The sequence below is a fragment of the Paenibacillus sp. FSL R7-0179 genome (genome assembly GCF_038002265.1).
In the GTDB taxonomy this organism is placed as follows: Bacteria; Bacillota; Bacilli; order Paenibacillales; family Paenibacillaceae; genus Paenibacillus_AQ.
Genome location: NZ_JBBOCC010000001.1, coordinates 3,484,681 through 3,497,033 on the forward strand (window position 1 = coordinate 3,484,681; position 12,353 = coordinate 3,497,033).

13 protein-coding genes and 1 riboswitch are annotated in these 12,353 nt (G+C 44.9%); of the genes, 12 read left to right on the top strand and 1 reads right to left on the bottom strand.

Going from position 1 to position 12,353, the window contains the following annotated elements; genetic code table 11:
* Positions 1-195 precede the first annotated feature (195 nt).
* Genes nirB through MKX63_RS15215 form a run of 3 tightly spaced genes read left to right on the top strand, consistent with a single transcriptional unit; the run spans position 196 to position 3,830 of the window.
* A complete protein-coding gene (gene nirB, locus MKX63_RS15205) occupies positions 196-2,622 on the top strand; it encodes a nitrite reductase large subunit NirB (protein WP_341018049.1) in 2,427 nt (808 codons plus the stop codon).
* A 25-nt stretch (positions 2,623-2,647) separates the two neighbouring features.
* Entirely contained in the window at positions 2,648-2,992 is a 345-nt protein-coding gene (nirD, locus tag MKX63_RS15210) for a nitrite reductase small subunit NirD (protein ID WP_341018050.1), read from the top strand.
* Positions 2,993-3,011: 19 nt separating this feature from the next.
* The gene (locus tag MKX63_RS15215) at positions 3,012-3,830 is read left to right on the top strand and encodes a formate/nitrite transporter family protein (protein WP_341018051.1); all 819 of its coding nucleotides are present in this window, start codon (positions 3,012-3,014) and stop codon (positions 3,828-3,830) included.
* Between the two features lie 79 nt (positions 3,831-3,909).
* Here the strand turns inward: MKX63_RS15215 and MKX63_RS15220 are convergent, their stop codons facing one another.
* Complete coding sequence (locus MKX63_RS15220) at positions 3,910-4,779, bottom strand: AraC family transcriptional regulator (RefSeq protein ID WP_341018052.1); 870 nt, start codon at positions 4,777-4,779, stop codon at positions 3,910-3,912.
* A gap of 122 nt (positions 4,780-4,901) precedes the next feature.
* Between MKX63_RS15220 and MKX63_RS15225 the strand changes: the two genes are divergently transcribed.
* The 9 genes from MKX63_RS15225 to MKX63_RS15265 all read left to right on the top strand — a co-directional run bounded on the left by MKX63_RS15225 (position 4,902) and on the right by MKX63_RS15265 (position 12,341).
* Positions 4,902-6,089, top strand: coding sequence for an MFS transporter (locus MKX63_RS15225; protein ID WP_341018053.1), 1,188 nt, complete (start codon positions 4,902-4,904; stop codon positions 6,087-6,089).
* A 48-nt stretch (positions 6,090-6,137) separates the two neighbouring features.
* Positions 6,138-6,782 carry a cysteine hydrolase family protein gene (locus tag MKX63_RS15230; RefSeq protein ID WP_341018055.1) on the top strand — a complete coding sequence of 215 codons (645 nt, stop codon included), beginning with the start codon at positions 6,138-6,140 and terminating at the stop codon, positions 6,780-6,782.
* 197 nt (positions 6,783-6,979) lie between these two features.
* Positions 6,980-7,600, top strand: a complete 621-nt coding sequence (locus tag MKX63_RS15235) for an NAD(P)-dependent oxidoreductase (RefSeq protein WP_341018056.1) — start codon at positions 6,980-6,982, stop codon at positions 7,598-7,600.
* Between the two features lie 781 nt (positions 7,601-8,381).
* A riboswitch (purine riboswitch) is annotated at positions 8,382-8,483 on the top strand.
* 204 nt (positions 8,484-8,687) lie between these two features.
* On the top strand, positions 8,688-9,515 hold the full coding sequence (locus tag MKX63_RS15240) for a hypothetical protein (protein WP_341018058.1): 828 nt from the start codon (positions 8,688-8,690) through the stop codon (positions 9,513-9,515).
* Positions 9,516-9,697: 182 nt separating this feature from the next.
* Positions 9,698-9,949, top strand: coding sequence for a PqqD family protein (locus MKX63_RS15245; RefSeq protein WP_341018059.1), 252 nt, complete (start codon positions 9,698-9,700; stop codon positions 9,947-9,949).
* Between the two features lie 2 nt (positions 9,950-9,951).
* On the top strand, positions 9,952-10,677 hold the full coding sequence (locus MKX63_RS15250; RefSeq protein WP_341018061.1) for a CPBP family intramembrane glutamic endopeptidase: 726 nt from the start codon (positions 9,952-9,954) through the stop codon (positions 10,675-10,677).
* A gap of 4 nt (positions 10,678-10,681) precedes the next feature.
* A complete protein-coding gene (locus MKX63_RS15255; RefSeq protein ID WP_341018063.1) occupies positions 10,682-11,173 on the top strand; it encodes a hypothetical protein in 492 nt (163 codons plus the stop codon).
* A 20-nt stretch (positions 11,174-11,193) separates the two neighbouring features.
* A complete protein-coding gene (locus MKX63_RS15260; protein WP_341018064.1) occupies positions 11,194-11,469 on the top strand; it encodes a hypothetical protein in 276 nt (91 codons plus the stop codon).
* Complete coding sequence (locus MKX63_RS15265) at positions 11,427-12,341, top strand: inositol monophosphatase family protein (protein WP_341018065.1); 915 nt, start codon at positions 11,427-11,429, stop codon at positions 12,339-12,341. Before MKX63_RS15260 ends, MKX63_RS15265 begins: the two co-directional genes overlap by 43 nt.
* The last annotated feature ends 12 nt before the right edge of the window (positions 12,342-12,353 follow it).

Here is a 12,353-nt window from a genome sequence, read left to right on the forward strand (position 1 = left end):
TTTTTGAATAATAAATCTCTATGCTTCACGCCATAAGTTGTCCAGCATAAGGACTGCGAACTCGCCTCCACTTGTGTGAAAAAATTCACATAAGGTGTGACTGTGGTCACACTTGCCATGGAATGGGGGACAGTATAATTTCTCTATCAGGTAAAGTTATTGAAGAAATCAGAGTTTCAGAAGGAGGGTCTACCAGTGGCAGCGGAAAGAGAAAAGTTAGTGCTGATTGGGAATGGCATGGCGGGAGTAGGCACTATTGAGCAGATTCTGAAGCTGGGCGGCGCTTATGATATTACTGTCTTCGGCAGTGAGCCGCATCCCAACTATAACCGGATTATGTTGTCCTATGTACTTGAAGGCAGCAAAACGATTGAAGACATCATTCTCAATGATCTCGGGTGGTATGAAGATAATCATATTACACTGCATACCGGCACAACGGTTACCCGGATCGATGAACAGAACAAAGTAATATTGACCGATAATGGACTGGCGGTTCCTTACGATAAAGCAATTATTGCAACAGGCTCGAATTCTTTCATTCTACCCGTACCCGGCAGCACTAAGGATGGGGTAGTCGGCTTCCGCGATATCGCGGACTGCGATGCGATGCTGGCAGCGGCGAAGCAGTACCGCACGGCGGCTGTTATCGGCGGAGGACTGCTGGGTCTTGAAGCGGCGAAGGGCCTGGTCAATCTGGGCATGGATGTTACCGTTGTGCATCTGCTGGAGGATCTGATGGAGCGTCAGCTGGACCGCACCGCTTCTTCAATGCTACAGGCAGAGCTTACACGACAAGGTGTGAAATTCGCCATGGGCAAGCAGACGGTTGAATTGACCGGCGAAGAACGGGTTACCGGTCTGCGCTTCAGTGACGGCAGTGTGCTGCCGGCAGAGTTTGTAGTAATGGCTGTGGGAATCAAGCCGAATGTCCAGCTTGCGAAGGACAGCGGAATCACTGTTAACCGCGGGATCGTAGTTGACGATTATATGCAGACTTCTATGGCAGATGTGTATTCTGTCGGCGAATGTACAGAGCACCGGGGAACCTGCTACGGACTCGTTGCACCGCTATTCGAGCAGGGCATGGTTCTCGCCAAGCATCTGTCAGGTGTACAGACTCCAGGTTACGAAGGATCGGTTGTAGCAACCAAGCTCAAAATTTCCGGGGTAGATGTATTCTCCGCCGGTGAATTCACCGAAACGCCGGAGCATACCGTTATTTCTGCCAAGGATGAATGGAAGCGAACCTACAAGAAGATTTTGCTTAAGGATAATGTGATTGTCGGTGCCGTTCTGTTCGGTGATGTAACGGAATCTGCGAACCTGCAGAAGCTTGTGAAAAACAGCACAGAGATGACGAATGAAATCTATGATGAGGTTATGGGCACAAGCTGCTGCGGCGGAGGAGGAGCCAAGAAGGGGATGTCCGTTGAAGCGATGGCTGATGAAGAAATCGTCTGCGGCTGTAACGGCGTAACCAAAAAAGCGATTGTGGATGCTGTTACGGAGAACGGCTTCACTACGGTGGATGAGATCAAAGCCTGCACGGGTGCAACCCGCTCCTGCGGCGGCTGTAAGCCGGTGGTGGAGCAGATTCTGCAATTCGTTCTCGGAGACAGCTTCCAGCAGAGTGCCAAGCAGGGAATCTGCAGCTGTACCTCGCTTAGCCGGGATGAGATCGTAGCCGAGATTACGGCAAAAGGCCTCCGGACCACCAAGGAAGTCATGCATGTCCTGGACTGGAAGCAGGCAGAAGGCTGTTCCAAATGCCGCCCGGCAGTGAACTATTATCTGGGGATGATCTACCCTGACACTCATGAGGACGAGAAGGAATCCCGGTTCGTCAATGAACGGATGAGCGCCAATATTCAGAAGGACGGAACTTATACCGTTATCCCGCGGATGTATGGCGGGGTGACCACTCCTGAGGATTTGAAGCGGATTGCCGATGTGTCCCTGAAATATGATGTGAAGGTTGTGAAGGTAACGGGCGGACAACGTCTTGACCTGATCGGTGTCAAAAAAGAAGATGTACCTAAGGTGTGGGAGGAGCTGGATATGCCGTCCGGCTATGGTTATGCCAAGTCGCTGCGTACGGTAAAAACTTGCGTGGGCTCGCAGTTCTGCCGCTTCGGCACACAGGATTCCATGGGCATGGGCGCTATGCTTGAGCGTAAATATGAACGGCTGGATATGCCGGCCAAGTTCAAGATGGCGGTTAACGGCTGTCCGCGTAACTGTGCAGAATCGTGCACGAAGGATATCGGGATTGTCGGTAATGACGGCGGCTGGGAAGTGTTCATCGGCGGCAACGGCGGGATTAAGCCGCGCATCGCAGATGCCTTCTGCAAGGTGAAGACCGACGAGGAACTGGTTGAGGTCTGCTCCGCTGTCATCCAGTACTACCGTGAGACCGGCAACTACCTGGAGAGAACCTCCGAATGGGTAGAGCGTATGGGTCTTGAGCAAATCCAGACTGTGGTTATGGGTAATGACGACAACCGTAAAGAGCTTGCGGCACGTATTGACTTTGCCCTGGCCCAGGTGAGTGATCCTTGGCGGAAAATGCTGGATGACAAAAACACCCGCACCGCGCTGTTCGAAGAGACACAGGTATAGTCTAAAGGGAGAGGGAGAGAGCATAATGGAACGGAGCAATCGGGAATACACGATAGGCGCAGTGGAAGATTTCATGCTGCAGATCGGCCGGGTAGTTCATGCAGGAGAAGTCGAATTAGCTATATTCCGCACATCGGACGGCGCAATTTATGCGGTCCGCAACCACAGTCCCCACCCGAAGGGCGGCCCGCTCGCTGAGGGAATCGTATCAGGCTATTATTTATATGATCCGCTGCATGACTGGAAGATCGACCTTCGCACGGGAGAGGTTCAGGCACCGGACCGTGGGCAGGCAGAAGTCTATCCGGTTACCATAGAGGGCGGAGTTGTTAAGGTCACTCTGCCTGCGGCAGTAGCAACCCTAAATTAAAGGAAGAGCAGGTGCGGATATGTTTACGCAGAGCGTAGAGAATATCGTAGAGACAGCCGTAGGGAAACGCGACAAAATGAATGAGAGCCTGCCCAAATATTTTTTGGCGGCCCTCCTGGCAGGCGCATATGTGGGTATTGGTATTATTCTGATCTTCTCACTGGGGGCACCGCTGGCGGCGATCAAGTCACCGTTCCAGCCGCTGATTATGGGAGCATCCTTCGGGATTGCCTTGACCTTGGTTGTATTCGCAGGCTCAGAGCTGTTTACAGGTAATAATATGTTCTTCACGGTAAGCACGCTTGCCGGGAGAACTACAGTCTGGGACACGGTGAAGAACTGGGTGCTGGTATTCCTCGGCAATGTGGCCGGTGCTGTGGTGCTGGCGCTGTTGATTCAGGGATCGGGCCTCTTCAAGGCAGCGCCTGCAGAGCATCTGATTTTTGCCGCCGCCGCCAAAAAGATGAGCCTGCCGTTCTCAGAGCTGTTCTTCCGCGGCATCCTCTGTAACTGGCTGGTCTGCCTGGCACTGTGGATGTCCTCCCGCGCCAAGAGTGAAACGGCGAAGCTGGTCCTGATCTGGTGGTGTCTGTTCGCCTTCATTGCGAGCGGATATGAACACAGTGTGGCGAACATGACGCTGCTCAGTGTAGCCGTGCTGCTGCCGAATCATCCAGAGACAGTGAGCATCGCCGGTTGGTTTCACAACATGATTCCTGTTACGCTTGGCAACATTATCGGCGGCGGTGTCTTTGTCGGAATGGCTTACTGGCTGATCTCACCTGTGCGAACTCCGCGTAACGTACCTGCTCCTCCTCAGACTAAGAAAGCAAGCTAGATAGGAATGGCCCCGCAGCGGTTTCATGGCTGCGGGGCTTTTCATGTGAGGAAGGAAATCCGCCATCTGACAGCGTTCATTAATGAATAGTCTTTTTATATTCCATGGGCGTCATTCCGATCTTTTTCTTGAATAGCTGATGAAAAAACTTCATGTCATGATATCCTACCGCTGCAGCAATCTCAGCTATACTCTTGCTGCTTTCTGATAAGTAACGGCATGCAGCCTCCATGCGGATATTTTGCAGGTAATTTGTAAAGCTCATTCCAGTATGGCTCTGAAACAGACGACTGAAATGCCTTTGACTTAGATTTGCTTTGTCAGCAAGTTCACTAATCTTAAGCGAACCAGAGAAATTTGAATTTACAAATACAATAGCTTCGTGGACGGCTTCCCATTGCGGCTTCTCTGTATAGACTTTATCACTTTGCAACCGGTGCCGGAATAGGCCAATTAATAATTGCACGAGCAGAGCCGAAAGGGCTGCGAGATATCCCGGCGGCTTGGCCGAGAATTCACGGTATAGCTCCCGAAACAGAAAATGATAAGTAGCATCCGAATCTTTCATGGAGAACCAGGGGATTTGTTCATTTAAGAAATATTCACAGATGTCTTTGGTTTGCGGGAAATTGGATTGAAGCTCCGACAAGTATTCTACCGGAAACAAACAATTGAATACAACGAGAGGATCGCCATTCTTGAATGTTTTGGGCCGGTACACATGGCTTGCTCCAACCGGAATGAATACTACAGTCCCTTGCTCAATCGGAAGCGCCTCATCATTTATGTAATGTACCCCCGTACCTTCACTGATATAGGTTATTTCAATAAAATCATGTGCATGGGTGCTCAGCTCAAAGGTTTCATATACCCGGTTTACACTGATCGGCACACCCGGTTCAAAGCATCCGTCTCCAGACATAATAAATGCACTAGATTTAATGTCCATGGTTATTCCCCCTTTTCTGTCCTGTTCGCCCTATAGTTATGTCTTTAACACCCCACATCTTGATCTCTCCCATACCTTACAATATATTAAGAAATTTAAATACTTGCAAAGGGAGTTAACAGATGAGGAAAAATGTATCATTAGTTATTGCCTTATTTATTGCCACATTGAATTTACGTCCAGCCATTAATTCCGTAGCTCCCCTACTGGAGGATATCAGGGTTGATCTTGGAATGAGCGCGGCATTAGCCAGCTTGCTGACTTCAATTCCTGTCCTTTGTATGGGACTATTCTCGCCATTTGCAGCGAAGGCAAGCAGCAGATGGGGGATTGAACGGATTATAGGATATTCTTTATTGATTATTGGAGTAGGGACAATCATTCGCTTATTTACTCATTCGGCTAATGTTCTTCTCTTATCTTCATTAATTGCGGGAATAGGTATTGCCACTATAGGGCCTCTAACTTCAGGTTTTATTAAAAAATATTTCCCGTCCCATGTACCCTCCGTCATTGCTGTTTACAGCATAGCATTAACGATAGGCGCCGCTTCAAGCACGATGCTTTCAGGTCCAGTTCAGGAATACTTCCAATCATGGCAGAAGGCGATTGGATTATGGGCGATGCTTGCTTTTATTGCTGCGATGCTCTGGTGGGTATTGGTTAAACCGGGTTCTGCAAAAACGGTTAAAGCCTCAGGAGGTCCGAAAATGTCCTTGCCTTGGAATAATAGACGGGCCTGGGTGCTTACTCTTTCCTTTGGTTCGATGGCTATGTTAATGTATGCATTTACAGCCTGGCTTCCGTTAATCATACAGGAGATGGGGTATTCCAAGTCATATGCATCTCTATGCCTAACTGTATTTGTTCTCGTTCAAATCCCGGTTAGCTTTATCCTTCCTGTGATACTGAAGAAATTCCCTTCAAGACGGCTATGGATGCTGACGGAATCCTTCATCGTGCTCGCAAGCTTGATATTATTAATTTCAGGTAAATTACCGGTTGTCTCCGCTTTGCTGTTTGGGCTTGGAGCGGGAGGCTTATTTATACTGAATCTTTTATTACCCATGGATGCTACCAGCACTGCTGGCGAAGCTACCTCTTGGTCAGCCATGCAGCAGTCTGCCGGATACGTAATTGGTGCAACGGGTCCCATCCTTCTGGGCTGGATTCATGATGCATCTAATAGCTTTTCTTCTGCTTTAATAGGGATGATTCTAATTAATATTATCATGTTCTTCATTCAAATCGCTGCAACGCAAAAGCAGGGGGCAGACCGTTCCCTTAGTGATTCCAACTTAGCGGCCTAACAGGAATGGTTGATACACTCCGAGAGGTTATGAAAGGATGATAATCGCATGCCGCCATACACTGAACCCCATTGGAACCAATGTGCATTGGTTACGATTGATACTCAAAATGACAATTCGTTATCCGGATCAAAAGCGGAGGTAGCAGGAACTCCAGAAATTCTGCCGGCGATGAGGCGGCTTGCGGAAGCATACCGCCAAGCACAATTGCCTATCGTACATGTCATTCGTCTGTATAAAGAGGATGGTACCAATGTTGATATCTGCCGCAGGGATGGTTTTGAAAAGGGCAGTACTTTGGTATTGCCGAATACGGCCGGGGCAGAATTAGTGAACGAAATCAAGCCTCTACAGAGTCCGCTTCTAGACAGTGAACTGCTCCTCGAAGGGCATTTTCAACAGTTGGGACCGTATGACTGGGCAATGTATAAACCTCGGTGGGGGGCCTTTTATCAGACCCGACTTGAAGAGTTTCTCACTCAGCAGAAGGTTGATACCTTAGTTTTTGCCGGATGCAATTTTCCAAACTGCCCGCGGACAAGCATGTATGAAGCCAGTGAACGGGATCTCAGAGTGGTGATGGCCGTTGACGCCATATCCGGGGTATACGATAAAGGGGTTGAAGAGCTAAAGAACATCGGAGTAGCGGTATTAAGCTCAGGTGATATTATCAGGCAAATAACTCATTTATAAGAATGAAGCTTTCAGCGATGAAAAAAGAGCCAGAAAAGAGCCGATCAAGAATCGGCTCTTTTCTATTACTGCGTTTCCCTGCATTACTCGAACAAGCTGCTGCCTGGCCATGGACTCGCATATCCAGTTGTAATCTGGTAACTTTGCGGCCTAAAATGAATGAGTGATAGGAGATACACTCTAGGAGGTTATTTCATATGAATATATTGGTTCTTGGTGCCACCGGCCGGGTGGGGAGCCACATGGTTACTCATGCTCTTCAGGATGGACATCATGTGACTGTGCTGGTCCGCACGCCGGAGAAGATTCACTCTCTCCATACCAACCTGACGATCATTCAAGGGAATGTTCTTAATCAAGAAGATGTTGCACGGGCAGTGCAGGGAAATGATGTAGTGATTAGTGCATTGAACACCGACGGGACAACCACGCTTACAGACAGTATGCCTTTTATCATCGGAGCTATGTATGAGGAAGGGATAGAGCGTATTATTACCGTGGGAACTGCAGGCATTCTTCAAAGTGAGCTTTTCCCGAAAATCCTGCGTTATCAATCCAGCGAATCTAAACGCAGGTCCACCCGCGCCGCAGAAGAACATGAGCAAGCCTACCGCTTGTTGGAGCGATCAGCGCTGAAATGGACCATTGTATGCCCAACCGCTCTGCTGAACGGAGAACGCTTGGGGACCTATCGTGTGAGACAGGATATTTTGCCCGGAGGCGGTACTGAAATATCTGTAGCGGATACAGCGGAATTCACCTATAGTCAAATTGATGCTGGCGATTTCATCAGATCCCGTGTCGGTATAGCCTACTGATCAAGTAATCTATTTAGAAAATGAACGGAGGAGAGGGCTTATATGGTAAGCTTTAACCATTTTGGGGCACTATTCGAAGAACAGGATTCCCGCGGGGCGGAATGGGTGGATATCACTAGAATAACCCTCGATTTAGCTTCTCCGTTAGCCGTACATGCTGCTAAGTTCCTTAGGGTGAGGAGCTGCCTTTAACGCCAGAATATTATGATGATTGGGAAGTAAAAGGTACATAGGATGTGCTGCTAGTAGCTCATCAGTCTTTAAACTGTGGATACAACCTTTTGAGTTTGACTCGTGCCTCTTCAGTAGTAAATTGCCAATCCACACCTTTTTGAGAAGCGCACTCCTTGTAATTCTTTCTGTTGCTCCGGGTTCAAACAGACCGCAAATTCACGTTGTTTCATGGTCGATACCTCTTTTTTTCTTCACTATATCATGTCTACCAAAAGTTAACTATTTTAAATCTGATAAGGTACTAGTGTGAATCTGCCTAGTAGGATGTGATTGGTTGCACCAATCACATATCCAGAAGACTGTTGGTATCACCTATAGGTAATAAAATATTTAGATATGCTAGATTGGCATAAAATTTGGGATACCCAATCCCCTGAATGATTAATGGAAGCCAGTCTGTAAAGTCCATATTCTAATAGCCTTTTGCCTCCATTAAGATAATTATTGTATTAACAGATGAGTTGTGGAGAAAATTTATTCACAAATATTTATTATTTTATACTATTTGAAACTATTTACTTTTAAATCAATATCATGGTAGTATATTACCAATTAATTGAATAACTCTCATATATACTCAGGGATATGGCCTGAACGTTTCTACCGGATAACCGTAAATTATCTGACTATGGGGGATCACATCAATACGAAATCATGCTATATTTCTTCGCGAGATTTGCATCTATGTTTAATCATCATGTCCTTGTGTCTAAATGAAGTTATGTATTTTATTGAACGGGATTCCTTATGGAATTCCGTTTTTTTGCGCTGTTGTCTGATAAAAAACATTAAATATCTATAGTGATTATTCTTATAACAACGAATTTAGATTAATTAGAAGGAGGTTAGCAATTTGCAAATCGCTGCAGAACAAATTTTGCTCCAACCGGAGCAGATACTTAATTATTTACATGGTTTGGAACTGAATGATGGTTATGTATATGTTTCAGGTTCGTTAATGGAGGGTTTTGGAAACCAGACCTCAGATGTTGATGTGTATGTTATTTGTAATGTAATTCCTGAAGATTTTTCCATTGGTTATGATAATTCAGGTGAAAGTTATCTATGGGAAGGAAAAACACTGGTACGTAATCTGATTCATGAGCAGGTTCGTTTTGACTTCGAATATTGGACCCTAAAAGATTTTAATAATGCCGTGCGGCAACTGCAGGAGTTCGATATTAATAAAATTAATCATATTGAACGTATTTCAGACTCGGATATTGTTCTGCTACACCGTTTAAAGTATGCTAGGCCGCTCATAAACATTGAAGGGTTCCTGGAATTTTACTCTACGGTTCCCTTTGAGAATCTTGGATTCTATCAGGCAGTGACCTTGTCTGAGCGGTTTACTTCATTTGTTGAAGATATTCAAGGAGCTTTATTATCTGAAGATTTTGGTTCAGCCTTTTTTATGGTCCGTAGATTGGTAGAATTGGCAACTGTTTCTCATCTGGCGATTCACGGGGAAACGAATCCAAATCTTAAATGGATGTATAGAAAATTATTGCGTTACCAAGAGCAAAGCGAAGATCGTGATCTTTTAGAAAAATATATGTATTTCCAAACTCATTCGTTTGAACAGAGTTCAGTAAAAGTGTTTATTAAAAAAGCAATGAGATTTGCTCAGGATTTAAACTCTAGAACTCAGCTAGCTCTTCAGATAAGACAAAGAGCTTAACATACAGATTACGTGAATAGTGTATTGAAAGGAGGTGATAGCCATGAAGAAATACAATGCTCCGAAGCTGAAGCAAGTGAAACTTACTCCAGGCATGATGAATTATTAATGAGATCATACAGGTAGAGATACCGGAAATGAACTTCCGGTATCTCTTACTTTCAGAAAGGAAAGTGATAGGGATGAAGCCAACCAGGGATGTTTTTGTTCAATATAGGGTAATCAAAGGAACCAAATTCATTATGAAGAATTACCATGTATTTGAATTGGATGAAATCGGTGAAATCGTCTGGGACGCTTTGGACGGTGAAACTACCGTACAGCAAATTGCAGAGAATATTTCAAATATTTATAATGAGCCTCTAGAAACTGTAGAGCTTGATATAAAACAATTTATTAAAGAACTGTTAGAGAAAGAGCTTATTGAGGTTTAATTATGAACAGAACGAAATGGTGTGCGATTGGAGCTGTATATATTCTTCTTACAGCAATACTTATTATTCATCCTAGACAAGAAACACTATATTTGTTGATTTTCACGCAAACTCAGTTATTGATTAATCTTAATGCCTACCGTATTCGTGATTCTGCCTTTAAAGGAGCGAATTGGGTGAGGAGATCAGTCTACTTTTTTTCGTATTTGATAGCATATAGTTTTTTTTCAAGTCCTTCATTAGAGAAAGGAAATTTAATCATATCTTTTTCACTTGCTCTGCTGGCGGGATTAATATTTCTGATTCCCAGGTTTGGTGAGATTAAGCCGTTTTACAACAAAGATTTGACACTTTTCTTCCCCCCCTTGAGTTTAAATGCAGCTTGTTTGGAGGTGTATTCATACCTCTGTTCCGCAGTCCTGCAGGAATTGTATTACAAAGCATTTGTAATAGCTTTATTAATGCCATTGACCGGAGCTGTAGCAGCTGTAATAATCTCCGCTTTACTGTTCGTATTTGATCATCTGGTCCATGCAAGGTCATCAACTTTCAAGCTTCCTGATTATCTAGCACAATTTGTAATGGGTCTGTGTTCAGGATTGCTCTATGTATACAGTGGGTCGGTGTGGGTTGCTGTTTTGGTGCACTTTACCTTTAATGCACCACTTGCTTTCTCCTACTTATATCGGTATGGAGTAACCATGAGAATGAATATGAAGGTGGACTAAACGAGTGAAGATAAAAGGGGTAATAAAGTTAAAGTATGGTGAGAATCCTCATCAGACAGCTTCCTGGGAATGTCATCAAAACGCTATGCTGTCTGAGGGTTCAAATCTTTCGCTAAACGATATCAATAATATCAATACAGGGTATTCGCTGCTTCAATATTTTGCACAACCAGCTGCCGTCATAATAAAACATGCGAATATTGCAGGGTTATCAGCGGGCTCATCTTTCTCCGTACGGTGGAAGAATGCAACTGCAACCGACCATAGGGCAGCCGAAAATGGTATTTTGATGGTCAATCACCAACTGACAGCAGATCATATGCGTGAAATCGAAGCTTATCCCTTTGATGGTGTTGCAGCACCCTCCTTTGAAGAAGGAATATCTAGCAGTCTACGGTTGTTGACTATGAGAGCAAGCGTTTGTTCTAATTTAAGGCGTATTGAAGCCATTGATCTGCTTGATGGCACGAGACTTATTCAAGATACTGCGCAGTGATCGTAAAGGGGGGGCGCACTTTGGCAGTGGCTGCCGGACATCAGGATGGAGTCACTGCAGTAGAGCATGCAATCCACAAAGCAATTTATCATGCACATACTACTGATTTTACTCATGCTGTTATAGCGGTTGATGGTAATTTTCCGCATGAAATTCCGGTTCAACAAATCATAAAAGCGAATATTTATGCATTCAATCTTCCAGGTTATTCCTCTAATGATGAGGTGTTGCTTAACCAATTTGAAAAGACCGGTTGTACAATTCTTTTCTCAAAGGAACGGTGCTTCTTGCACTAAAAAAAGTAGGTGAGATCATGACAGACAGCATGGAACAAGTCGAAGATATTATCAGGGAGTGCACCAAATTGGGCTATGCTCTTAAACAAGTGGCATGCCTGAATCAAAGATCATTATTTAATGTTCAAGAAGTTAACGCGTACGGTGAAAGAAGTCTGATGATTGATCTCATACTTGAAGAGCTTTGTGTAAACTTCTTTAAAGGTATTCCATCTATCCGCAATATCATTAGTGAAGAAAGCGGATATCTCGATTTCAACCGGGGCCGGTTTACTGTCATCCTTGATCCGCTTGACGGAACCAAGAATTTTACTATGGGGTTGTCCTATTATGCTTGTTCAATAGCTATCTTAGATGAGAACGGTCATGTACGTGGATCATATGTCATTAATCTGGCTAATGGCCATGAATATACTGCTATTAAAGGAGTAGGTGCCTTTCGAAACGGACAGCCTATTCATACAATGAAACATCAGCATCTTAATCAATGCGACGGCATTTTTGTTGGATTGGCCAAGACTGAACGTGAACTGCAAGCTATGAAAAGAGTAATTCTTCAACTGAAGAGTTACAGGGCTATGGGATGTGCGGCACTGGATCTCTGTTGTGTGGCAATTGGCGCCGCTTCTGTTTTTGTGGATATTAGTTTTACGGCAAAACTGGTTGATGTTTTGGCCTCCTCCCTGATTCTTGAGGAAGCAGGTGGTCGAGTTACCACTGAAAATGGAATTTCCATTACGCAACTGACGGCACAGGGAAACATCAGGAGGATCACGCTTCAGCAGAAATTTTGTACCTTTGGAGCAGCTAATGCTGCTTTACAGGAGGTTTTAATGGATACATCCAGATTGCAGAGACCTATACAGCAATAAATACTAATTAAC